Annotated in this window: 20 protein-coding genes; 4 read left to right on the forward strand and 16 right to left on the reverse strand. The window is 64.2% G+C overall.

The window, feature by feature from the left end; translation table 11 throughout:
* Window positions 1-198: 198 nt before the first annotated feature.
* The 3 genes from E5678_RS04695 to E5678_RS04705 form a co-directional block, all read right to left on the reverse strand.
* Entirely contained in the window at window positions 199-654 is a 456-nt protein-coding gene (locus E5678_RS04695; protein WP_136177453.1) for a DUF6789 family protein, read from the reverse strand.
* Window positions 655-797: 143 nt separating this feature from the next.
* Window positions 798-2,201 (reverse strand): mercuric reductase, encoded by a 1,404-nt coding sequence (locus E5678_RS04700; RefSeq protein ID WP_247596913.1) that lies wholly within the window; start codon window positions 2,199-2,201, stop codon window positions 798-800.
* 254 nt (window positions 2,202-2,455) lie between these two features.
* Window positions 2,456-4,891 (reverse strand): membrane-bound PQQ-dependent dehydrogenase, glucose/quinate/shikimate family, encoded by a 2,436-nt coding sequence (locus E5678_RS04705; RefSeq protein ID WP_136177455.1) that lies wholly within the window; start codon window positions 4,889-4,891, stop codon window positions 2,456-2,458.
* Window positions 4,892-5,177: 286 nt separating this feature from the next.
* Here E5678_RS04705 and E5678_RS04710 point away from each other — a divergent pair, with 286 nt between their 5' ends.
* A complete protein-coding gene (locus tag E5678_RS04710; protein ID WP_136177456.1) occupies window positions 5,178-6,017 on the forward strand; it encodes a PRC-barrel domain-containing protein in 840 nt (279 codons plus the stop codon).
* A gap of 168 nt (window positions 6,018-6,185) precedes the next feature.
* Here E5678_RS04710 and E5678_RS04715 read toward each other — a convergent pair whose 3' ends face one another.
* The gene (locus E5678_RS04715; RefSeq protein WP_247596914.1) at window positions 6,186-7,250 is read right to left on the reverse strand and encodes an AI-2E family transporter; all 1,065 of its coding nucleotides are present in this window, start codon (window positions 7,248-7,250) and stop codon (window positions 6,186-6,188) included.
* A gap of 435 nt (window positions 7,251-7,685) precedes the next feature.
* Here E5678_RS04715 and E5678_RS04720 point away from each other — a divergent pair, with 435 nt between their 5' ends.
* Window positions 7,686-10,592, forward strand: coding sequence for a cation-translocating P-type ATPase (locus E5678_RS04720; protein ID WP_348770368.1), 2,907 nt, complete (start codon window positions 7,686-7,688; stop codon window positions 10,590-10,592).
* A gap of 19 nt (window positions 10,593-10,611) precedes the next feature.
* Here E5678_RS04720 and E5678_RS04725 read toward each other — a convergent pair whose 3' ends face one another.
* From E5678_RS04725 to E5678_RS04740, 4 genes are all read right to left on the reverse strand, one after another.
* Window positions 10,612-10,845, reverse strand: a complete 234-nt coding sequence (locus E5678_RS04725) for a hypothetical protein (RefSeq protein WP_136177457.1) — start codon at window positions 10,843-10,845, stop codon at window positions 10,612-10,614.
* A 161-nt stretch (window positions 10,846-11,006) separates the two neighbouring features.
* On the reverse strand, window positions 11,007-13,400 hold the full coding sequence (locus E5678_RS04730; protein ID WP_136177458.1) for a heavy metal translocating P-type ATPase: 2,394 nt from the start codon (window positions 13,398-13,400) through the stop codon (window positions 11,007-11,009).
* 109 nt (window positions 13,401-13,509) lie between these two features.
* On the reverse strand, window positions 13,510-14,211 hold the full coding sequence (locus E5678_RS04735; RefSeq protein WP_136177459.1) for a DsbA family protein: 702 nt from the start codon (window positions 14,209-14,211) through the stop codon (window positions 13,510-13,512).
* On the reverse strand, window positions 14,196-14,474 hold the full coding sequence (locus E5678_RS04740; protein WP_136177460.1) for a hypothetical protein: 279 nt from the start codon (window positions 14,472-14,474) through the stop codon (window positions 14,196-14,198). The genes E5678_RS04735 and E5678_RS04740 overlap by 16 nt, the downstream gene beginning before the upstream one ends.
* Before the next feature lie 413 nt (window positions 14,475-14,887).
* Here E5678_RS04740 and E5678_RS04745 point away from each other — a divergent pair, with 413 nt between their 5' ends.
* Both E5678_RS04745 and E5678_RS04750 read left to right on the forward strand, forming a co-directional pair.
* Window positions 14,888-15,256, forward strand: coding sequence for a DUF302 domain-containing protein (locus tag E5678_RS04745; protein ID WP_210732044.1), 369 nt, complete (start codon window positions 14,888-14,890; stop codon window positions 15,254-15,256).
* Window positions 15,257-15,330: 74 nt separating this feature from the next.
* Window positions 15,331-15,846 carry a c-type cytochrome gene (locus E5678_RS04750; RefSeq protein WP_136177462.1) on the forward strand — a complete coding sequence of 172 codons (516 nt, stop codon included), beginning with the start codon at window positions 15,331-15,333 and terminating at the stop codon, window positions 15,844-15,846.
* Between the two features lie 117 nt (window positions 15,847-15,963).
* Here E5678_RS04750 and E5678_RS04755 read toward each other — a convergent pair whose 3' ends face one another.
* The 8 genes from E5678_RS04755 to E5678_RS04795 form a co-directional block, all read right to left on the reverse strand.
* A complete protein-coding gene (locus E5678_RS04755) occupies window positions 15,964-16,569 on the reverse strand; it encodes a histidine phosphatase family protein (RefSeq protein WP_136177463.1) in 606 nt (201 codons plus the stop codon).
* Window positions 16,566-17,615, reverse strand: coding sequence for a class I fructose-bisphosphate aldolase (locus tag E5678_RS04760; RefSeq protein ID WP_136177464.1), 1,050 nt, complete (start codon window positions 17,613-17,615; stop codon window positions 16,566-16,568). Before E5678_RS04760 ends, E5678_RS04755 begins: the two co-directional genes overlap by 4 nt.
* Window positions 17,612-17,818: a hypothetical protein gene (locus E5678_RS04765; protein ID WP_136177465.1), complete on the reverse strand. Its 207-nt coding sequence runs from the start codon at window positions 17,816-17,818 to the stop codon at window positions 17,612-17,614. The genes E5678_RS04760 and E5678_RS04765 overlap by 4 nt, the downstream gene beginning before the upstream one ends.
* Window positions 17,819-17,830: 12 nt before the next feature.
* Entirely contained in the window at window positions 17,831-20,209 is a 2,379-nt protein-coding gene (locus E5678_RS04770) for a phosphoketolase family protein (RefSeq protein ID WP_136177466.1), read from the reverse strand.
* Window positions 20,210-20,485: 276 nt separating this feature from the next.
* Window positions 20,486-21,265 carry an acetoin reductase gene (locus E5678_RS04780; protein WP_136177467.1) on the reverse strand — a complete coding sequence of 260 codons (780 nt, stop codon included), beginning with the start codon at window positions 21,263-21,265 and terminating at the stop codon, window positions 20,486-20,488.
* 88 nt (window positions 21,266-21,353) lie between these two features.
* On the reverse strand, window positions 21,354-22,328 hold the full coding sequence (gene hflC, locus E5678_RS04785; RefSeq protein ID WP_136177468.1) for a protease modulator HflC: 975 nt from the start codon (window positions 22,326-22,328) through the stop codon (window positions 21,354-21,356).
* A complete protein-coding gene (hflK, locus tag E5678_RS04790) occupies window positions 22,325-23,386 on the reverse strand; it encodes an FtsH protease activity modulator HflK (RefSeq protein WP_136177469.1) in 1,062 nt (353 codons plus the stop codon). Before hflK ends, hflC begins: the two co-directional genes overlap by 4 nt.
* Window positions 23,376-23,774: a hypothetical protein gene (locus E5678_RS04795; protein ID WP_136177470.1), complete on the reverse strand. Its 399-nt coding sequence runs from the start codon at window positions 23,772-23,774 to the stop codon at window positions 23,376-23,378. Before E5678_RS04795 ends, hflK begins: the two co-directional genes overlap by 11 nt.
* Between the last annotated feature and the right edge of the window lie 16 nt (window positions 23,775-23,790).

A 23,790-nucleotide genomic window follows, 5' to 3' on the forward strand; every position in this document is an offset into this window, starting at 1 on the left:
CGTAAGCCAAGACAGAATCGCCCGACGTGGTGCCGAACGGGCCATGGCCACCCGCCGCGACGACCACCATCTGTCGGCCAGGCATGCGGTAGGTCATTGGGATCGCCTGGCTCCCAGTCGCGCGAAACCGGCACGAGCGGCGCTGGTGCCGTCTCGCCCGGCCATGTTTCGCTGCGGCACTGCGCATCGGGCCGCGGATCAGGCGCGCGCCAACACCACGCCAGATGCATCCGACAGCAATTTTCCGTAGACCCATCCCAGCACGGCGCCGAAGACGAGGTGAAGCACCAGCGTCATCATTGGCGCCATCAGGCCCATGTTCATGCCGAACAGCCCAGCCCCGGCCATGGGCATCACCGTGACCATCATCAGCAGCCAGCCCACGATGCCGATGATCACGCCGTGAACGGTCCGGCTGCCACCAGGCAAGCGATCGCTCAGAAATGCCATACCAAGGCCATAGCCGACGATGCCGATCATGAAGTGAATCGCCCAGCCGAGCATCGGCGCGTCGGGCGAGCCCATCATGGCGGCGATCATCTTCGGCAAGTCCAGTTCGGGCATCACGCCCATCACCGTCTTCATCACCATGAGCGCCGACAGCACCAGCGTTGCAGCCAGTCCGGCAAGCAGACCTTTATAGATATTGGACATCACAAACTCCTTTTCAAGTGGGACAGGATCGGCCCCCTTTGCGATTGCATGTTGGGCTGTCGAAGCCAACAGGTCTGTTCGTTATCGCACGTTGGCCCCGACAACGCTCCTGGCGCCAGCGGCACATTCGCGCCAAAACTGCGTCAGGCCGCGGCAAGTGGTTTGCGGCGGTCAATGATCGTGGGCAGGAGCTCGGTCACCGTGGGGTGCACCGGCAAGGCCTCGCGCACTTGGCGCCAGCTTCCCCCGCTGGCCATGACCAGCCCGATGGCCTGGATCACTTCGTCGGCGGCCATGCCGAGCATCGTGGCGCCGAGAAAATGCCCGCTGTCCTCGTCGATCAGCAACTTGATGACCCCGATGGTTTCGCTTTCCTCTTTGGCGCGGCTCACATCCGCCATGGCGTACACGGCCTGGCTGATGTGCCGACCTTCCTCGGCCACGAGGCGCTTCGCATCGGCCTCGTACAGCCCCACGTGCGCCAGGGGCGGATCGGTGAACATGGCGTAGATGCTGGTGCGCGCATCCGCGCTGCGTTGCCCGCCGTCGAGGTTCTCGGCCAGGATATCGTGATCGTGGTAGCTGGTGTGGGTGAAGGCGCCGCGGTGATTGATGTCACCCAGTGCCCAGATGCCCGGCACGCCGGTCTCGAGCCGTTCGTTGGTGAGGAGATAACCACGCTCGTTGGTCTCAAGGCCGACACTCTCCAATCCCAGATCGCCGGTGTTGGGTGAGCGCCCGACGGCCACCAGCAAATGGCTGCCTTCGATGATGCGACCGTCGGCCATCTCAACGCGGGCACCGCTTTCGGTGTTGCCCGGCAACACGCGCGCTATGTCCACGCCCATCTGCAGTTCGATGCCCTCGCCACGCAACATGTCAGCGATGGCAGCGGACACGTCCCCGTCTTCGCGCGCTGTCAGCCGCGGCCCGATTTCGATGATGCTCACCTCGCTGCCCAGGCGCCGGAAAATCTGCCCCATTTCCAGGCTGATGTAGCCGCCGCCGATGATCACCAGTTTGCGCGGCAACTCCCGCAGTTTCAGCAGGCTGTCGTTGTCAAGATAGGGGATTTCCTCCAAGCCGGGAATGGGCGGCACGAAGGCCCGCGTGCCGGTGTTCAACACGACCATGGGTGCCTGCAGCGTGCGCGAGCCCGCTTCCACGAGGAAGTCATCGCCCGAGCACCCCGCCAGCCTGCCGTGCGCCTTGACGATGGTCAGCCCGTTCAACCCGCCCAGCCAGGACGTCAAACCCGCACGCGATTCGTCCACGCGCGTTTGCATGCGCTGCATGGCCACTTCGAAGTTGACATGAACCGGCCCGACCTCAACACCGAACTCGGCCGCGCGGCGAGCGAGATGCGCCACCCGGGCTGATTTGCGCAGGGTCTTGGTCGGCGTGCAGCCCCGGTTGACGCAAGTGCCGCCCAACTCGTGGGACTCCAATAGCGCCACCTTGCGGCCTTCTGTTGCCAGCTTGGCGGCCATGGAGGGACCGGCCTGTCCTGCGCCGATGACGATGGTGTCGAACGTTTCGGCCGCCATCACGCCACTCCCTGCGCACCGTGCCAGCAGGCAGTTCGGTTGGTCGCCTGCTCGGCAACGGCGGATTCTTTACAGATTGCTTTCATCAAAATCTCCTCTTGGTGGTGAATGAACCATGACATGGGTTGTTGCCCGTATTGTTTGGCGGCATGCGTGGGTGATGAACCCATAGGGCACGCCACGGCCACTGGCATGGACCCTTGGCTGGATCGAAGCCGGTCCCCGGAATGCAGCAGCCGTGTTGGCATGAAACTTCATTTCAACTCGTAAGCCAAGACAGAGTCACCCGTCGTGGTGCCGAACGAGCCATGGCCACCCGCTGCAACGACCACCATTTGCTTGCCTCCGATGCGGTAGGTCATGGGGGTCGCCTGGCCGCCCGCAGGCAGCCGGCTTTGCCAGAGCTTGCGCCCCGTCGTCACGTCGTAGGCGCGCAGGTAGTTGTCCAGCGTTCCGCTGTAGAAGACCACACCGCCGGCCGTGATCAAGGGTCCACCCAGGCTGGCCACGCCCATCGGGAAAGGAATGGGGAGGGCGCTCGGCATTTGATCGCGCACGGTGCCGTGGCGGTGCATCCACGCGCGCTCGCCACTGCGCAGATCGACCCCGGCGATCGCGCCCCAGGGTGGCACCTGGCAAGGCAGGCCGATGGGCGACAGGAACGGGCCGATTTTGACCGCGTAGGCCGCACCGTTGTTCTCGTTCCAGTGCTCACTGGCACCGGCGCTGACGACGTTTGTCGTGGCATCGGGGCGCGGAATCAACTGGAACGTAAAGGCCAGGAAAGCGGGTGTGCCGACCATGATCTGGCGCACCGGATCAACCGCCACGCCGCCCCAGTTGAAAACCCCCAGATTGCCCGGGTACACCAGCGTGCGCTGCGTCGAGGGTGGCGTGTAGGGTCCGTCATATCCCATTCTGCGGAGTTCGATGCGGCAAATGAGCTGGTCCAGCGGTGTGGCGCCCCACATGTCTTTGCCGGTCAGGGCGGCTGGCATGAAGCTCAGCGACGAATGGGGTTGTGTTGGCGCGGCGAACTCGCCGGGCACGGTGCTGGGCGGGGCCGGAAACTCGCGCACCGGCAGGATCGGTTTGCCGCTGCGGCGGTCCAGCACGTACAGGTCGCCCTGTTTGGTGGGAGCGACCAGCGCCGGCACCACCTTGCCGGCTATCGTCAGGTCGATCAATGATGGCTGCGCCGGCACGTCGCGGTCCCACAGGTCGTGGTGCACCGCCTGGAACAGCCAGCGCAGTTTCCCGGTCGCCACGTCGAGCGCGATGATGGCGCTGGAGAAGCGCTCGACCTCTGCGCTGCGGCCAGCGCCCAGTTGGTCTGGCGACCGGTTGCCCAGTCCGATGTACACCAGACCGAGCTGCGCATCGACGCTGGACGGCGCCCAGTTGTTCGGCGCACCGGCCGAATAGGTCTGGCCCGGCAGCAGCGGTTCGGTGGCGTTCGGGTGGCCTGGATCGAAGTTCCACACCAGGCGCCCGCTGCGCGCGTCGAACGCGCGTATCACGCCAGACGGGTTGAGCACCGACGCGTTGTCATTGATGGCGCCACCGACGATCACCACGCCACCGGCCACCACAGGGGGTGAGGTCTGCATGTAGGCGCCAGGCGTGAGGTTCGGCATGCCGGCGCTGAGGTCGACCACGCCTTTGTCCCCAAAGTCGAGGCAGGGTTCGCCGGTCTGCGCGTCCAGCGCGAACAGGCGAGCGTCAATGGTGGGCAAAAATAGGCGGCGTGCACACGTTGGCGGCTCAACCGCGGCGGGCGCGCTGTCCTGCGCTGGTGCCGGCGCCGGCGCCGGCGATGCCGCTGCCGATGCCGATGTGGCGCCGGTGCCGTCGTAGTAGGCCAGGCCACGGCAGGTCAGATGCTGGCTGCTGTGGCCCACGTCGATGTGTGGGTCGAAGCGCCAGCGCTCCTGTCCGGTGGCGGCGTCCAGGGCGATGGCGTGTTGCCGCACGCTGCACAGATACAACAGATCGCCGATTTTCAAGGGCGTGACCTCGAACGTGCGCTCGACCGGGTCACTCGGGCGGGGGGCTTCGCCGGTGTGGAAAGTCCACGCCAGATCCAATCGGCTCACATTGTCGGGCGTGATGTCGGCCAGCGTCGAGTAGCGCTGGCCCAGCCCGGTGCCGCCATAAGCCGGCCAGTCGTCGCCCGCGGCACCAGGGGCACCTGGGTTATTCACGCGGCCTTGCGCCGCAGCCGCAGGTGAATCCGGCAAGCTTCCCGCGACATCGAAGGGGTCGCGCGTGATCGAAATGGCCGTCAGGGCAACCACCAGCAGCATGGCGCCTGCCAGCCAGCCGCGTGGACCGCGCCACGACGATCGCGCAGGCGTCTGCGCCGTGCCCGCTTTGCCCAGCGAGCGGCTGATCCAGGGGGCCAGCAGCCACAGGCCGACGACGGCAAGCAGGGCGCCCCGGGGAATCAGCGCCCAACGATCGAACCCCACTTCCCACAGCGACCAGACGGCCATCGCCACAAGCAGTGCGGCATACACCCCCAATGCCATGTGCCGGCGGCGAACCAGCAAGGTGCCGCACACCGCCAAGGCAATGCCCGCGACGCCATACGCCCAGCTACCGCCCAGCGATGCCAGCCAGAGCCCCCCTGCGCCGAGGGCGGCGCCGAGGAGGATGAGGATCCATGCGGTGATCAATGTCAGAACCATTTCGGGGTGCTCCTTGTTGGGCGAGTCCGGGACAAACGACGATGGCATCGCCTCGCCGGACCCGTGTTTGCGACAGCGCAGGCTGCTGTTCGAGCGGATCGAAGTTCCTCGCCGTTGAAGCTTGACTTTTCTAACCGAAACGCTCTGTTCGTTATCGAACAGACGCGCACATTTGCATCCCCTTAGCCTAGAACAACGTGCAGCGGGAGATGCACCTTGCTGTGCATCTGCTGGTCCTGTCCTTGTTGAACACTTTGCGTTCAACACATTTGAAAGTGAGAACCCCATGCTTCGCCAATCCAAGGACCTGCAAAATCTCGCCATCAGCGCCACAGATGGTGCCATCGGCGACGTGAAGGATCTCTACTTCGATGACGAGGCCTGGACGATTCGCTACCTCGTCGTCGATACCGGGTCGTGGCTGGCCAGCCGAAAGGTATTGATCTCGCCCATTGCCGCTGGGCAACCCGATTGGGCTGCCAAGCTGATGCCAGTTTCGCTGACCCGCGAGCAAGTCAAGAACAGTCCCGACATCGACACCGACAGGTCGGTCACGCGCCAGCACGAGACCGACTATCTCAACTACTACAGCTACCCGTACTACTGGGGTGGCATGGGCACATGGGGCACCGGCCAATTGCCGCAGCCCTATTTGCCCGGCTACGCAGGCTACGGTTCGACCACAGCGGCCCGCGCTGAAGCGGACAAAGCCCAGGCTCGAACGGAGGCACGCCAGAGCGACGGCGATCCGCACCTTCGCAGCTGCAAGGCCGTGGTCGGGTACCATATCAGCGTCATAGATGGCGAGATAGGACATGTGCAGGGCATGCTGGTTGATGAAGAGAGCTGGACCATCCGCTACTTCGTGGTGAGCACCAGCAACTGGTGGCTTGGCCACGATGTGCTGGTGGCTCCGCAGTGGATCACTGGCGTCAACTGGGTCGATCAGACCGTCTCTGTCGACCTGACGCGAGATGCCCTGAAGCAGGCACCCGAGTACGACCCGGCAGTGCCACTCACGCGCGAGATGGAAATCGCCGTGTTCCAACACTACGGACGCGCAGGGTACTGGTCCGATGAGACGCACGACCCGAAGGACGATGTCCCAAATCGGGGCGAAGCCTGACCCGAAACAAGGCGCCGCTTGGCATGGCGCCCGTCATTGATGGCCGCTGTCGATCTGGCGCTGGCATGCAGGCCGGGATGGGAAGCCGCGCAGCTGCGCCTGAATTGAACCCACACTTTGGGCGCATCGGCGAGACTCGCTTCACCTCGCAGCGCTTCATGCCGGGCTTCAATGCGTGGCCTGGATGTGCCACGCCGCGATGAACATCGCCGCGACCGTCGGGCCGACAACGAAGCCATTCAGACCGAGCACCGCAATGCCGCCGAAGGTGGAGATCAGCACCAGGTAGTCGGGCATGCCGGTGTCGCGGCCCACCAACAGAGGCCGCAGCAGGTTGTCCACCAGGCCGATCGCCAGCACGCCCCAGGCGATCAGCGCCACGCCAGACCAAGTGTGCCCCGTCAGGAGCAACCACACCGCCATTGGCCCCCAAACAAGGCTGGCGCCCACGGCAGGCAAAAGAGACAGCACAGCCATCAGGACTGCCCAAAGAAGCGCACCGCCGACACCCAGCGCATAAAGCGCCAGGCCGCCGAGCACGCCCTGCACCAGCGCGATCACCAGGTTGCCCCTGACGGTGGCGCGCAGCACGGTACCGAATTGCGCAACCAGAGCCTGCTTGTGGCCTTCAGCCAGTGGCACGGCCTGCTGCACGGTGTGCACGATGCCTGCACCGTCGCGCACAAGGAAAAAGGCCAGAAATACGGTGATCAGCAGGCTGACGCTGAGGCTGAAGGCATCTTGTCCGACGCTGAGTGTCTGCGTGGCGATGAGGCTGCTGCCCTGGGTCAGTACCTCGGCCAGCTTGCGCTGCACGACGTCGAATTCCGACCAGCCGAAACGGGCCAGCAGCGACATCAGTCCCTCGGGCAATGCATCGAACAGGCCCCGAAGCAGCAGGGCAGGGTTCAGCTCGCCAGACTTCAACTGCTCGACCGCTGTGGCGGCCTGGCGCGCCAACGCGGTCAGCACCAGCACCTCCGGCAGGATGACCATCACCGAAGCGACGACCATGGTCAGTACCGCCGCCACCGTGCTGCGCCCTTTGAGTCTGGGCACCAGCCAGCCAAAAAGCAGCCTGAACAGCAGGGCGATGACCGTCGCCCACAGGATGGCGCCGTAGAACGGCAGCAGGATCCAGACCAGTGCCATGGACACCGCGGCCAGCAGCAGGTGCATCGTGCGCCGCTGAGACCCGGGGGGTGGAGGGCCGGTGTCTTCAGGCGCGCTCAAGGCGCAACCCGCCTGCGGTGACGGTCGAACAGGCCCCGTCTCGGCGTTCGTGCTTCGCCAGTTGGGTGCATGACCCGTGACTTCGCGGCAACCGCCGCGGCTGCCGCACCAGGCGAGAAGGCGGTTCCATCCGGGATGGTTGGGAATGGGGCCATGTAGGGGTGCTTAAGAGGGGGGCTGATGATGGTTCGCAGCCAGAGGCTCGGGAGGGCATCGGCAACTCCGAACGAGCGTAGCGAGCTACGGGGGGGGGCTGTGCGCTATCGTACGCAGGCGAGGGCCGCGCAACCCTGGCGTGCCAACGCCGCTTTCTGTCCGGCTTGTGTCCGCCAGCGCACAGACCTTGCCTGCGCTTGCTGCTTCACTCGTGCTACTGCCCATACTCGGAGCTCCGATGCCTGACTCTTTCTCAGCCGCTGTGCTGCATTTGTTTCCATGATGACTGTCGAAGCTGCACCACCATTGCCACTTTCGGCAGACCCCTCATTGACCGATGTCGCCGCGCTGGTCACGGCGCTCGGCACCGATCTGGACCACGGCCTCGGCGCCGACGAGGCTGCCAAACGGCTGCGGGCGGACGGCCCGAACGAACTGCGCGCGGCGCCACCCGTGCCCGTCTGGCGTCGCGCGTTGGCGCAGGTGCAGGATCCATTGGTTTACCTGCTGGCAGCGGCGGCGGTCGTGGCCTTGGCCGCGTGGTGGTTCGAGGGGCGGGGCCAGCCAGGCGCGGCGGGCTGGCCGCTGGACGCCATCGTCATTCTGTTCGTGATCGTGCTGAACGCCGTGCTGGGCTGGCTGCAGGAAGCCAAGGCGGCGCAGGCGGTGGCGGCACTGGCGAAGATGACCACCGCCACCTCGGCCGTGTTGCGCGATGGCGCCGTGGCCCGTGTGCCCAGCGCTGAGCTCGTCAGGGGCGATGTCTTGGTCCTCGCCGAGGGCGACGCTGTGGGCGCCGATGCGCGTCTGGCGCAGGCCGCTGCGTTGAAGCTGCTGGAGGCGCCGCTCACCGGCGAAAGCGGGGCGGTGCTGAAGGATGCCGCGCTGCTGCCCGGGCCTGTGGCATTGGGCGACCGGCTGAACATGGTCTTTAAGGGCACGGCGGTCGCGCAGGGCACTGGCCATGCTGTCGTCACCGCCACCGGCATGCAGACCGAGATGGGCGGCATCGCCACACTGCTGGACACCACGCCCGACGCGCCAACGCCGCTGCAAGTCGAGATCGCGCATCTGGGCAGGGTGCTGGGCATTGCGGCGCTGGCGATCGCCGCGATCGTGGTGGCCACGATCCTGTTCATCTCGGACGTCCATGGCGTGTCGGACGTCGTCGCGGTGTTGCTGCTCGGTGTGTCGCTGGCCGTGGCCGCCGTGCCCGAAGGCCTGCCGGCGATCCTGTCGGTGGTGCTGGCGATGGGGGTGCGCCGCATGGCTCGCCACCATGCCATTGTCAAGCAGCTGGCCTCGGTCGAGACGCTCGGCTCGGCATCGGTCATTGCGTCGGACAAGACCGGCACGCTGACGCGCGGCGAGATGACGGTGCAGCGGGTCATGACGGCCTCGGGGCGCATCGACATCACCGGCGTGGGTTATGCCCCCGAGGGCGGTGCCAAGCAGGCCGGTGCCGAATTGGCCGAAGGCCCTCTGCTCGGCGAGTTGCAGGCCGTGCTCCGGGGCGGCAGCCTGGCCGGCAACGCCCAGCTGCAGCAGGACGAAACCGACAGCTGGGTTATCCAGGGCGACCCGACCGAAGCCGCATTCCTGGTGGCCGAACACAAGCTGGGCAGCAGCACAGCCGCGCCCGAGCGCAAAGAACGCTTCGAGCGCATCGGCGAAATACCCTTCACCTCGCAGCGCAAGATGATGTCGGTGCTGGTGGTGGACCATGCCAATGGCGACGCGCACGTGCTCTTCACCAAGGGCGCGCCCGATGTGTTGCTGGCGCACTGCACCCAGGCCCGCCGCGGCGAAGCCACGGTGGTTCTTGATGAAACACTGCGTGCGCAGGTGCTGAAAGACATCGGTGCGATGACCGATGACGCGCTGCGCACATTGGCCGTCGCGCGCCGCACGCTGGCCCCCGACGCGCAGATTCCGACCGATGCGCAAGAGGCGGCCGCGCTGGAACAGGATCTGGAATACCTCGGCACCGTGGGCATCATCGACCCGCCCCGCAAGGAAGCCGCCGTGGCCATCGAGGAGGCCCGCCAGGCCGGCATCCGGGTGATCATGATCACCGGTGACCACCCGCGCACGGCGGTGCGCATTGCGGCCGACCTCGGTATCGTCGACAGCGGTGCGCCGGTGCTCACGGGCATCGAGCTCGACAAGCTGGACGAAGTTGCCTTCGCCGCCGCGGTGCAAAAAACATCGGTGTTCGCCCGCGTGGCGCCCAAGCACAAGCTGGGCATCGTGCAAGCGCTGCAGGCCAACGGCAACGTGGTGGCCATGACGGGCGACGGCGTCAACGACGCCCCGGCGCTGAAGGCCGCCGACATCGGCGTGGCGATGGGCATCGCGGGCACCGAGGTGACCAAGGCCGCGGCGCGCATGATCCTGGCCGACGATCACTTCGCCACCATCGTGCTGGCGGTGCGCGAAGGCCGTGGCGTGCTCGACAACATCCGCAAGTTCCTGCGCTACCTGCTGTCGTCGAACCTGGCCGAAGTGCTGACGGTGTTTGTCGGCGTGGTGGGGGCGGGTGTCATCGGTCTGAAGGCCACGGCCACCGGGTCGGGTGGCGCCGTGGTGCTGCCGCTGCTGGCCACCCAGATCCTGTGGATCAACCTGGTCACCGACACCGGGCCGGCGCTGGCCATGGGCGTGGACCCGATTGCCGACGATGTCATGGCGCGCAAGCCGCGCCCGCGCAGCCAGCGCATCATCGATGCGAAGATGGGGCAGGGCGTGCTTGAGGGCGGTGTCGTGATGGCGGCGCTGACCCTGCTGACACTGGACCTGTTCCTGCCCGGCGGGCTGATTGAACCGGTTGAAGCCTGGCTGGGCACAGGCCCACACTCTGTGGAGCTGGCGCGCACCGCCGCCTTCACCGTGCTGGTGCTGACCCAGCTCTTTAACTGCTTCAATGCGCGCTCGGAAACAGCCTCCGCGTTCCGGGCCTTGTTCTCGAACCATTGGCTGTGGGCCGCGGTGGCCTTGTCGACAGCGCTGCAAGTGGCGGTGGTGCACCTGCCTTTTCTCAATCTCGCCTTCGGTACTGTGCCGCTTTCGGTGGGCCAATGGGGGGTGTGCGTGGCCATGGCCAGCGGCGTGCTCTGGTTCAGCGAAGGGCGCAAGCTGCTTCGACGACTCTGGACCCGGCCTTCGCCCGCTCCGACCGGGCCATGAGCGCACGGAGGTGCTGCGTTCAGTGGGCTGGCGCCATCGATTTCGCTCGCTGCCTTGAACTCGGGGTCCAAACCGATACCATCAGCCCGATGATCGCGGCCGGACGCCACGCGCCCAGCTGTATGACCAGCGCATGGAGTGCATTGGGATCCAGGATCGTCGTCAGCGTACCGCTCTCATGGAACACCCAGTACACGCAGGCCAGTAAATCCACCACAAGAGCGCCTGCCAACAGCCTGTTCCCAACCTTCATGTGGTCTTCTGTAGAGTTGGTCAGAGTGGAGAGGCGGTCTGACCCAGTGCGACATCGCTGTCTTCCTGCTCGACTTCGCCATGGGCGCCCCGCGCAGCCTTGTGTTCTAGCGCTTGAACACGCGCGTCGGGAAGCCGACATGCCCGTGCATCACCGCCCCGTCACTTATTCAATCGCAGCAGCCGTGCGTTGACGGCCACGATCACGGTGCTCGCGGCCATCAGTGCCGCGCCCAGGGCCGGCGACAGCAGCACGCCCCAAGCGTAGAGTGCGCCGGCCGCCAGGGGGATGGCAATCACGTTGTAGCCCGTGGCCCAAAAGAGGTTCTGGATCATCTTGCGGTAGGTAGCGCGGGACAGCTCGACGATGGCCACGACATCCAGCGGGTTGCTGCGCACCAGAATGATGTCAGCGGTTTCCACCGCCACGTCAGACCCGGCACCGATGGCGATACCGACATCGGCCTGCGCCAGTGCCGGCGCGTCGTTCACGCCGTCGCCGGTCATGGCCACCAACACGCCGCGCGCCTGGACCTCCTTGACCTTGGCGGCCTTGTCCTGGGGCAGCACTTCGGCGAAGAACTCGTCCAGCCCGACCTGGTCTGCAACCCACTTGGCGGTCGCCTGGTTGTCGCCGGTGAGCATCATGCAGCGGATGTCGAGTGCCCTCAGCGCTTCAATGGCTTTCTTCGCCTCTGGCCGGACGATGTCGGCCAAGGCGATCGCTCCCTTCAACTTCCCGTCGACCAGGATGAACACGACGGTCTTGCCTTGCGCCTGCAGGGGCTCGATGCGCTCGTCCGCCAGTTCGATGTTCTGTTCGCGTAAATAGCCCGGGCTGACGACCTTGATCTCGCGGCCATCGACCTTGCCCTCGACGCCTTTGCCAGGGATGCTCTTGAAATCTTTGACGGCCAGCTTCGCGTCCGATGCGTCGGCGATTGCCTTGGCGATGGGGTGTTCGGAATTCGCGTCCACCGAGGCCGCGTATTTGCGCAGCGTCTCTTCATCGATGTCCTGGGCCAGCAGCAAGGTATCGGTGACGCCAAAGCGGCCTTCGGTGAGGGTGCCGGTCTTGTCGAAGATGACGGCCTGCAGCTTGCGCGCGCCTTCGAACGCCCCACGGTTGCGGATCAACAGGCCGTTGCTTGCGGCCAATGCCGTGGAGACGGCCACCACCAGCGGCACGGCCAGACCGAGCGCATGCGGACAGGTGATCACCATCACGGTCACGGCGCGCTCTATGGCGAACGCCAGTTCCGTGTCCATGAAAAGCAACCAGACCAGGAAGGTGCCCGCACCGCTGACCAGCGCAATGAGGGTGAGCCACATCGCTGCGGTGTCGGCGAGGTTCTGCGTTTTCGATTTGCTTTCCTGGGCTTGCTTGACCAGGTCGATCACCTGCGACAGGAACGAGTCCTTGCCGGTCCCTTTGACCTCGATGGTCAGCGAGCCTTCGCCGTTGATGGCGCCGCCGATGACCTTGCCGCCGCTTTTCTTGGTGACCGGCGTCGACTCGCCGGTGAGCATCGCCTCGTTGACCGAGCTCTCGCCCTTGACGACGGTGCCGTCGGCCGGGACTTTTTCGCCCGGCTTGACCAGCACCTTGTCATCGACCGACAACTCGTTCAGCGGCACGTCTTTCACGCTGCCGTCGGGCATCAGTTTGTGCGCGTCGGAGGGCATGAGCTTGGCCAGTTCCTCGAGCGCCTTGGAGGCTCCCATCACCGACTTCATCTCGATCCAATGCCCCACCAGCATGATGTCGACGAGCGTGGCCAGTTCCCAGAAGAACACCTTGCCGGCCAAGCCAAACACCACGGCACTGCTGTACAGGTAGGCGGTGCTGATGGCCACGGCCACCAGCGTCATCATCCCGGGCTTGAGTGCCTTGAGCTCCGTGATCAGGCCCTTGAGGAAAGGCCACCCGCCGTACCAGAAGACCGCCGAGGAAAAACCGAACAGGACGTAAAGATCGCCAGGGAAGCGGACAGCTTCACGCAGACCCACCAGCGTTTGCAATAACGGAGACAAGGCGAGGATCGGCAGGGTCAGGACCAGTGAAATCCAGAACCGCTGGCGAAAGTCCGCCGCCATGTGGCCATGGTGGCTCTGATGGTTTTTGTGCTCCGGCGCAGCCGCCGGAGAGGTCGCAGGCTCTGCAGGCTGACCACTGGGTGCCGGGTGGCCCTCGTGACCCGCATGGTCTCCGTCTTTGGAAGCATCCGGCGCTGCCTTGGGTGCTTCGGGTGTGGGCGTTGGTGTGGGGGGCGGCGCGGCTTTTTCGTCTGGCGCCGCCGCGACCTTGCGCGCCGGTTGGTGTTCGCCTTCTATTTCAGGCACTGATTCACCGGCAGGCTCATGGCCGCGCTGATGCACGATCGCCTTGATGTCCGCGACCTCGAGCCGGGTTTCGTCGTAACGCACCGTGGCGTTGCCCGCGGCGAAGTTCACTGTCGCGCTCTCAACACCGGGCACGTCGCAAAGGCGCTTTTCCACTTCGTCGAGGTTCAATACCGCCAACATGGTGTGAACTTCAATGACACTGGTTTTCATTTCGACTCCCTGGGTTTCGTTGCCGGCGCAACACCTTCACCTTCTCAACTTTTAAGCAGCCACGCCCCCTTGCGGATGGCCACCGTTCCTGCGGTTCTTTCGCCACCGCTCAACACCAGCTGGCCCGGTCGCCGGGGTCGACCAGCAACTCATGGATGCTGGCCTCGACGATCCGGTAGCCGACATTGCCATAGAGCTTCTGCCGCCCTTCGTTGAGCACGAACGTGGGGCTGCCTTCGACCTGCTGGCGGTCCTTGGCATCGAAGTCCGCGCACAGCGCCGCATGGGCAGCGCCACTGTCGATCTGCTGCTGGATGGCGGCAAGGGGCAATTCCATGTCAGAAGCCATTGCTTCCTGAACCTTCCGATCGGCGATGTCCTGCAGGTCGCGGAAGAAAGCCAGCCGGCAGCGCCACACGGCCTCTTCGAAGGCGCTCTTGCCGCCGAACCGCTCTTCGGGCGCCGCAGACACTTCACCTTGCTTCTCCAGCAGCTGGATGGCTTTGAGAAACAGGTGGCAACTCACCGACGTGGGCGGAACATTCCGGGTCCAGATCTCTGGGTGGATAGCGATGTGATCAAAGCGCACCGCCATCTTTTGCACCTGCCGCGAATAGCCCGCCGCGCCACCTTTGTCGCCCCAGCCTGTCTCTATGCGGGCCGCGACGTCCCCGAACAGGTGGAGAAAGCGGTACTCGACACGGATCTGGTCACCGAATTGCCGCTGCAATTCATCGAGCTTGACTTGGGCCGCGTAGGCCCAGACGCAGAGCACATCGGAAAAGTAGGAAACGGTCAAGGTTGGCTGCATGGGGGCGCTCCGGTTTCGTTGAAAGGCATTTCGATAGAGGGTCCAGAGCGCTGGATCATTTGCGCTTTTGCAAGATGGCCCAAACGACGACGCCGACAACGACGGCGAGGAGGATCGGCCCCCAGTAGCCGCCATACCCACCCATCCAGCCATCCGTTGCCCCACATGCCGCGACCATTCATCCTGTTGCCGCTCTGCGCAGACGACACGCCACTGGCGAGGATGGACGACGAGCCAACAGCCATGGCAATCAAGAATTTCATGGAACCTCCTGTGTGAAGTAGAACGTCTGAGCAATCGCTCCACGCACCTTTGTGCCAGGCAGAAAAAAGGTTCGCTGCAATGTCCGCGCACGGATTTGCACACGATCAAGCCTCAAGGAGCAATCTAGGCCACGACGCTGTTGAGGTCTGTTCGACAGCGCACAGACTTCGCAGTGGGTACCGGTCAACCTTCACTTCGGGTACCGCGTGAAGCGTGTGCCTCTGGCGCGCAGCTGGTTGGGGCTTGTACTTTCATGCCCGCAGGGCCACGCACGGCTGATTTCGGAAGATTCGCGGCGCACACCGGGTGGGTTGCTTCTTCTTCTGGTTCCCATATTTCGGAGTACTTCATGACCGCTTCCCCTGCCAACCCAGCGACGGCCTCTTACGGATTTAACTGCGAGCTCACCGGCATGGGATTCGACCAAGCCGTCACCCGCGTCACCGAGGCGCTCAAGGCCGAAGGCTTCGGTGTGCTCACCGAGATCGACGTCAAGGCCACGATGAAGGCCAAGCTTGACCTCGATGTCCGTCCGTATCGGATCCTTGGCGCGTGCAACCCGCCGCTCGCCCACCGCGCTTTGACCGCCGAGCCCGACATCGGATTGCTGTTGCCCTGCAACGTGGTCGTGCGCGAAGAGACGGACGGGCGCCTGGTGGTCGCGTTCATGGATCCGGTGGCCGTGATGCAGATGACCAGCAACGCCGAGGTCGCCGAAGTGGCGCAAGAAGTGCGTGCACGGCTGCAGCGTGTGAAAGCCGAATTGACGCGTGGTGGATGAATTGAGTGGGCCCAGGCCCGCACCCGCTGCTTGAATCGCACCGAACCCATGTTCGGAAGAACCAGGAGCCTTGCATGTCGGTTACCCGTATTGCGATCGGCGCACTTTCCGCACTGCTGCTGGTCGTCTCAGCAGCCTGCCAGCCGACCGAACAGCAGAATTCGATGCCCGCCTCAGCCAGCGGGCTCGAAGGTCCCGTCGGGAACGGCGCGCGTATCTATTTCACAGGGGCGAGCGAGCGCGGCACCACCGTGACGAACACGGGATCCGCCAACATGGGCGGCGGGATGATGAGCAGCTTTGGCCAGTTTCTGACTTGCGCGGCATGCCACGGCCCGGAAGGTCGCGGCAGCACGCACCTGATGCACATGCGGGTGATGACGGCGCCCGATATCCGCTATGTGGCCTTGAGCACCATGCCGGAAATGAAAGACCGCCAGCGTCCGTACGATCTGGACGACTTCCGCACCACGGTCGAGCAGGGTCGGCATCCCGACGGCGAAGAGGTCGATGCGGACATGCCGCGCTGGAAGATGAGCGAAGCGGACCTGTCCGACCTGTTTGCCTTTCTCAAGGCTTTGCCCGAATGACAGCGCCCACTTGAATCCGCCACCCTGTGAGACTAAAAAAATCCATGATTTGCCATTTTTTAGTGGTCGATCAAGTCCGAACTTGAATCCAGCGGCTTCTTCGCGACCCGTGGCAGTTCACATCGATTTTGCATCGGGGCTGAGTGGCCGCGTCTGATGTTCATTCCACAACACGATGGTGCGCCGGTCCGTATGGTGCGGGTCGATGCCCAGCAGACTCACCGATGCTGTGTGCAATGGGAAGTGCTGGCCTTCGACCAACGCCAGTCCGATCCAGCGCGCGGCCAGGGCAGCGCCGAATTGCCCGTGCGAAAACAGCGCCACCGTGCCTTGCATGGTGCAAAGGCGTGCGATGAGCCTGTCGGCTCGCGCGCTCACCGAGGCCGGCGATTCGCCACCGGGGCAGCCGTCGCGCCAGATGTTCCAGCCGGGGCTCTCCCGACGGATGTCCACGGAGCGCCGGCCTTCGTAGCTGCCATAGTTCCATTCGGACAAATCGGGCTCGATCTTGCTCGCCGCACCAAGGCCACTGTGCTCGCAGGTCTGGCGTGCGCGCAGGCGCGGGCTGACCAGCACCTGCGTGATGGCCAAGGTCCGCAAGCGGGGTGCCAGAGCGCGCGATTCATCTTCACCAAAGGCCGTGAGGCCGAGCTCGGTCACGCCGGTGTGCTGGCCGGTGAGGGTCCAGGCGGTTTCACCGTGGCGGATCAAGCAAAGCTTCATGGCGACAGTCCTTCCGTCTCCATCGCGGCCCGGTATTCGCCTCGCGCCGCTGCGCCATTGCAGCGGGCGCGGTGCAGCAAGGCGTTCTGGGCGAGAGTGCGGTGGGCATCGTTGCCAGCCCACAGGCGCAAGGCCGGCTGCTGCAGCGCCCGCCCGAACGAGAAGCTCAGCGGCCAGGGAAAGACAGGCGACGTGGACCCAGACGCATGGTTGCGCCGCTGCATGGCATTCAGCCGCGCGGTGGCCAACACGGCCGGCTGGCCACCGGACAGGAAGGCCACACCCGCCACAGCGGCTGGCACGGTGCGCAACAAACAGTTCAGCGTGGCGTCGGCAACGTCGTCCAGCGACGCGGCAACGTCGCTGGACAGGCCGGGCAGCACCATGTTCGGTTTCAGGATCATGGCATCCAGCGCAACACCTTGGTTGTGAAGCTGCTTGAAGACCTGGTGCAACACCTCGCTGGACACGTCGCTGCAGTGCGCCAGTGTGTGCTCGCCCTCCATCAGCACCTCGGGTTCGACGATGGGCACCAGCCCCACTTCCTGACACAGCGCGGCGTAGCGCGCCAGGGCGTGCGCGTTGACCAGGATGCAAGCCCGGCTGGGCAAGCCGTCTCCGATGGACAGCACCGCCCGCCATTTGGCAAAGCGCGCGCCCAGCGAGGCATAGTGGGCGAGGCGTTCGCGCAAGCCGTCCAGGCCTTCGGTCACCTTTTCGCCCGGGTGGCCCGCCAGCGCCTTGGCACCGGTGTCCACCTTGATGCCGACCACAATGCCAGCCTCGTGCAGGACATCCACAAAGGGCAGGCCATCGAGGGTCGCCTGACCCAGCGTCTCATCGAACAGGATTGCGCCGCTGATGGCCTCGGACAAGCCAGGCGCCGTGACGAGCAGCGCCCGATAGCGGCGACGCGCATCTTCGGTCTGCGCGATGCCAAACTCGGCGAGGCGCCGGTTGCAGGTGCCCACGCTTTCGTCCATCGCGAGCAGCCCCTTGCCCGGGGCCACCAGGGCCTGTGCAATGGTGATCAGGGGACTGATCATGCGGGTGGGGATTGCGGCAAGGCTTGCTCGACGCCGTCAAGCGCCCGTCGGATGGCCGCGACGATGAGCCGGTTCGCGAGTGGCTCATCGATGCCGGGCACGTCCCACTCGGCAATGGCGAGGTACTTGTCGACCAGGTCAACGACGTCCGCTTCCAGTTGGGCGCGGTGCGCCTCGAGTTCTATCTCTTCAATTTTGGGCATGGATGCTTTCTTTCATGGGGTGGCGTTCCAGCGCCAGTTGCGGATCTCGGGCATGTCCTGCCCATTCGCACGGATGTAGCGCGCATGCTCTTCGAGCTTGAGTTCGAGCTTTTCTTTCAACCTGGCGCCGGCAGCGCCGGTCTTGGGGAGGCGGTCGATGGCGTCCATCACCAGATGGAAGCGGTCCAGGTCGTTCAACACCGTCATATCAAAGGGCGTGGTGATCGTGCCTTCTTCCTTGTAACCGCGCACATGAAAGTTGCCATGGTTGGTGCGCCGGTAGGTCAGCCGGTGGATCAGCCAGGGGTAGGCGTGGAACGCGAAGATGACGGGCTTGTCGCGCGTGAACAGCGCATCGAAAGCTGCATCCGAAAGGCCATGGGGATGCTCACTCTGCGGTTGCAGCTTCATCAGGTCAACGGTATTGACGACCCGCACACGCAGGTCGGGCAGTTCTTCGCGCAGGATTTTCACGGCGGCCAGCGTCTCCAGCGTGGGCACATCGCCACAGCAGGCCATCACCACATCGGGATCGTCTTCGGACGCGCTGGCGGCCAACTCGTTGCCGGCCCAGTCCCAGATGCCGATGCCGGCGGCGCAATGTGCCTCGGCCGCGTCCATCGACAGCCACTGCGGCGCCGGGTGCTTGCCGGCGACCACCACGTTCACGTAGTGCCGGCTGCGCAGGCAATGGTCCATCACCGACAACAGGCAGTTGGCATCGGGCGGCAGGTAGACCCGCACGACTTCGGCCTTCTTGTTGACCACGTGATCAATGAAACCCGGATCCTGGTGGGTGAAGCCGTTGTGGTCCTGGCGCCAGACATGCGAGGCCAGCAGGTAGTTCAGCGAGGCAATCTTGGGCCGCCATGGCAGCTCGGCGCTGACCTTCAGCCACTTGGCATGCTGGTTGAACATCGAATCGACGATGTGGATAAAGGCTTCGTAGCAATTGAACAGGCCGTGCCGTCCGGTGAGCAAGTACCCTTCCAGCCAGCCCTCGCATTGGTGTTCGCTCAGCATCTCCATCACACGGCCCTCAGGCGCCAGCCACTGGTCGCCTGGTGCGGTGGCCGCGTCCCACTGGCGGTTCGTTGCCTCGAAGACAGCGGCCAGGCCGTTGGAGATGGTCTCGTCCGGGCCAAAGACACGGAAATTGCGCGCGGCGTCGTTCAGGCGCGCCACGTCACGCAGAAAGGGCCCGAGCACATGGGTATCACCGATGCCCGGAACGCCCGGTGCAGGCACCTGAGCCGCGTACTCGCGGTAATCGGGCAGATGGAGGTTCTTCAGCAGCAAGCCGCCGTTGGCGTGGGGATTGGCGCCCATGCGCCGGAGCCCGCTCGGCGCCAAAGCGGCCAGCTCAGGCTTCAGTTCCCCCTGTTCATCGAACAGCTCCTCAGCCCGGTAGCTGCGCAGCCAGTCTTCCAGCAGCTTCAGGTGGCCGGTGTGATCGGCCGGGTGCAGCGGCACCTGGTGTGAGCGGAAGTTGCCCTCCATGGGCTCGCCATCGACCTGTTTAGGTCCGGTCCAGCCCTTGGGTGAGTTCAGCACGATCATCGGCCAGCGAGGGCGCGCGGAGCGGCCGTGCTCGCGCGCCTGGCGCTGGACGCGCTGGATCTCCAGCACCGCCTGATCCATGGCTTCGGCCATCAATGCGTGCATGGGTCCGGGCTCATGCCCTTCCACGAAGATGGGCGTCCAGCCACAGCCGCGCAGGAACTGCTCCAGTTCCTCGTGCGTGATGCGGGCCAACACCGTCGGGTTGGCGATCTTGTAGCCGTTGAGGTGCAGGATCGGCAGCACAGCACCGTCGGTGGCCGGGTCCAGGAACTTGTTCGAGTGCCAGGCCGTGGCCAGCGGACCGGTCTCGGCCTCTCCATCGCCCACCACACAGGCCACGATCAACTCGGGGTTATCGAACACGGCGCCGAACGAATGGCTCAGCGAGTAGCCCAGTTCGCCCCCTTCGTGGATCGAGCCTGGGCATTCGGGCGAGGCGTGGCTGGGGATGCCGCCCGGAAACGAGAACTGCCTGAACAATTTTTTCAGCCCGGCCTCGTCGCGGCTGATGTCCGGGTAAACCTCGCTGTAAGTGCCCTCGAGGTAGGTGTTGGCGACCACCGCCGGGCCGCCGTGACCGGGGCCTGACACGTAGATCATGTCAAGGTCATGGGCCTTGATGACACGGTTCAGGTGCGCGTAGATGAAATTCTGACCCGGGGTCGTGCCCCAGTGCCCGAGCAGCATGGTCTTCACGTCGGCCAAGGTCAGCGGGCGCTTTAACAATGGGTTGTCCCACAGGAAGATCTGGCCCACCGACAAGTAATTGGCGGCGCGCCAATAGGCATCCAACTGTTGGAGCGAGGCGTGATCTCTTTTTTCGGTCATGGTTCAAGCCTGCGCGTCGCAGAGTGTCCGCGTCTGTTCGCTGCCGCACGTTGCGAAGTCCGCCGAATAGGCGCTGGGCGGCAATCCGCTTTTCTGCGTCGTGTCGCTCCTCGTTCGAAAAGACCTTGACCAGTTCCGGCATCAGAAACGCAAACATACTCACGGCGTGAGAGACCCAGTGCACCTCGGTGACGACCGCGATCCAATCGTTGCATATCTGTCCACATGCCGGAACAATTCTGACGCTTGAACAACAGCGTCAACACCAGGGCTCGATCAGCGGTAAACGATCCCGCCATCGATGAGGGGAGCCTGTCCGGTCATGTAGTCTGAATCGGGACCCGCCAGGTAGGAGACGAAACCCGCCACATCGTCCGGTGTTTCTGCCCGACCCAGTGCAATCCCTTCCACATACTTCTTGTAGGTTTCCCCTTTCGGCGCACCGGTCAGTTCCGCAAACCGTTCGTCAATCTCAACCCACATATCCGTTCCCACAATACCCGGGCAGTAGGCGTTGACCGTGATGCCGTCACTGGCATATTCGAGCGCCGCCGCCTGCGTGAGGCCGCGGATGGCGAACTTGGTGGCGGAGTACACGCCGAGCATGGCAAACCCGTTGTGACCGGCAATCGACGATGCGCTGATGATTTTTCCCTTGTGATCGCGCGCCTTGAATTTCTTGGCCGCAGCCTGGATTCCCCAGAGCACGCCCTCGATGTTCACCTTGAAAATAGCTTCCACCTCCTGTGGCGTGACATCGGCCAACGGCTGGACCTGGGCGATCCCGGCATTGTTGATCATGATGTCGAAGCCATCCAGTTCCTTTTCAGCATGGTCAACCGCGGCATAGACTTGGTCGCGATCCGTTACATCTGCAACGAAAACCGTGGCCTTGCGGCCCAAGGCTTGCACCTCTTTGGCAACGGCCTCCATTTTGTCTTTCTTCAGATCGACAATAGCAATGTTCACACCATCCTTCGCCAGCCTCAAGGCAATGGCCCGCCCGATTCCCTGACCGGCCCCCGTGATCAACGCAACTTTGGTTTGGGTATTCATTTTTCATTCTCCTTGAATAGGTTTCGGCCAATCAGCCGTTCATTTGAAGCTTTCGCTCGCTCGCTTGTGATGCGGTGCCGTGCTCATGTCACCGTTTCGTCCGACCCGGTGCCGACGCTCCGGCCCGTTTCAGGTAGCGGTAGTAGTCGCTGTCGGTTGTGAGGATCACCGTCGAATTTTTGTTCTGCCCCTCTTTGTAGGCCTCCAGGGTTCGCGAGAAGGCGTAGAACTCGGCGTCTGCGCCATAGGCTTCGCCGTACACGCGTGTGGCCTCGGCATCGGCCTTTCCGCGAACTTCCTGAACCCGCCGATAAGCGGAAGAACGGATCTGGCGCAACTCCTTCTCCATCGTGCCCAGGATTTCAGCGCTCTGGCCTTCGCCCTCGGACCTGAACCGGGCAGCGATCCGCTTGCGCTCGGAGATCATGCGGGCGTAGACCTTCTCGCGCACGCTCTCGACATAGTCCAGGCGCTTGATGCGCACATCCACCAGTTCGATCCCGTATTGGGGCACAACCTCGCTGGCCTTGGCCAGGATGGTGCGGGTCAGCTCCTCGCGTCCGCGCACAACCTCCTTCTTCAGCTCGGCCTGCACTTCGGCGGGCACTTCCTCCAGGAGCTCATCCTTGGGAACTGCCCAGGAGGCGCTGCGCACCAGCTCCACCAGTTCACTGCCCGACACCTGATCGCGTACGACGGAGTCGATGATGTCGTTCAGGCGCGATGTGGCGCCGGCCTCGGTCGCCACGCTTTCGAGGAACTTCTTGGCATCGGCGATGCGCCAGCGGGCCATCGTATCGACCCAGATGAACTCGCGTCCCTTGGTCGGAATCTGGTTGGGGTCGCCGTCCCAGACGAGGATGCGCTTCTCGAAACGCAGCACCTCCTGCACGAACGGCAGTTTGACGTGCAGCCCGGCTTCGGTGACCGGCGCGCCCACGGGACGGCCGAACTGCACGATCACCGCCTGTTCACCTTCTTCCAGCGTGTAAAAGGTGCCGAATACAGCCACCACGAGTGCCAGCCCAGCAAGACCACCGCCGATCTTCAGTGCATTCTTCATGGTTGTCCCCCTGTTGCATTGGCTACCGCGGCGCCCGCCAGGCCCTGGTCCGCCATCGCAGGCTCCTGCGGCGAGTCAAATCGGAGCAAGGGCAACAGCGACTTCTGGTCACTGTCGACGATGTACAGCGCCTTGGCCTGGGGCAGGATGTCTGCCATCGACTCCAGATACAGGCGCCGGCGCGTGACTTCCGGCGCACGCAGGTACTGCGCCAGGATTTCGGTGAAGCGCGTGGCTTCCCCGTTGGCGCGGTTGACCCGCTCGACGGCGTAACCTTCGGCCTCGGTGACCGTGCGGGTCGCTTCGCCACGCGCCTTGGGGATTTTGCGATTGGCCTGTTCCTGCGCCTGGTTGATCGTGCGCTCGCGATCCTGTCGCGCCTCGTTCACCTCGTTGAAGGCCGGCTTGACGGTGTCGGGCGGCGTCACGTCCTGCAACTCCACGGTCACCAGCCGAACACCGGTCTCGTAGGCGCTGAGGATCTTTTGCATCTCCATCTTGACCTCGGCGGAGACGGCCACGCGGCCGACGGTCAGCACGTCACTGCCCAGCCGGTTGCCGACAACCCGTCGCATGACGGCCTCGGAGACGTCGCGGATGGTCTGCCTCGAATCGCGAACCTGGAACAGGTACAGCACCGGGTCCTCGATGCGGTACTGCACGATCCATTCCACATCGATCACGTTCAGATCGCCGGTCAGCATCAACGAGACCTCCTTGAAGGCCGTCTTGTTGCCGACGTACTGGGTGCGCTCACCGGCCACGGTGGCAGCCGTGGCGAAACCGAATTCCTCCTTGAGGACGCGCGCCGTGGGGATTCGCCGGACGCTCTCGATGCCGACCGGCAGTTTGAAATGCAGCCCTGGGCCCACCGTGCGGTCCACCGCGCCGAAGCGCTGGACGACACCCGTCTCCTCGGGCTGCACCGTGAACCAGGTCGACCACAGAAGCACGAGCAGCAGCAACGCCGCGATGACCGCGCCAATCGGTCGCTTGCCGAGGGTGGCGGCGCGTTGTCGAAATGCCTCGACGTAGTACTCAGGGTCCTTATCGGGCATGCTTTGATTCCTTTACATTGAGACCTTCCTTGGTCCGGGGCTTGGCCACCGACGGCATCTGCACCGTGGCATTCGAGTCGACAACGGCTGCCCCACCATCCTTCTCGACGAAGCCTCTCTGTTCCCACGAGACGACCTTGTTGCGCGCCATCAGATTCGCATCAAGCGTGGCGTCCCGTTGGCAGACCGGCGCCAGCGCCTCAACCATCGCAGGCTCGGCTCTCGTCGCCACAGTCGCTTCTGCCTTGCCGCCGATCACCCAGATATTCCAGCTGAACCCGACGATGGCCAAGACCATCGTGCCGACTTTTCTTCGATCGAAATGTTCATGTAGCGGCTCTTTCTTGTCGTGATTGATGTGGGCGAGGACTGGGTTTTGCGTGAACAAACCGCTCAGTCTCGGA

The sequence above is a fragment of the Hydrogenophaga sp. PAMC20947 genome (genome assembly GCF_004795855.1).
GTDB lineage: Bacteria > Pseudomonadota > Gammaproteobacteria > Burkholderiales > Burkholderiaceae_C > Hydrogenophaga.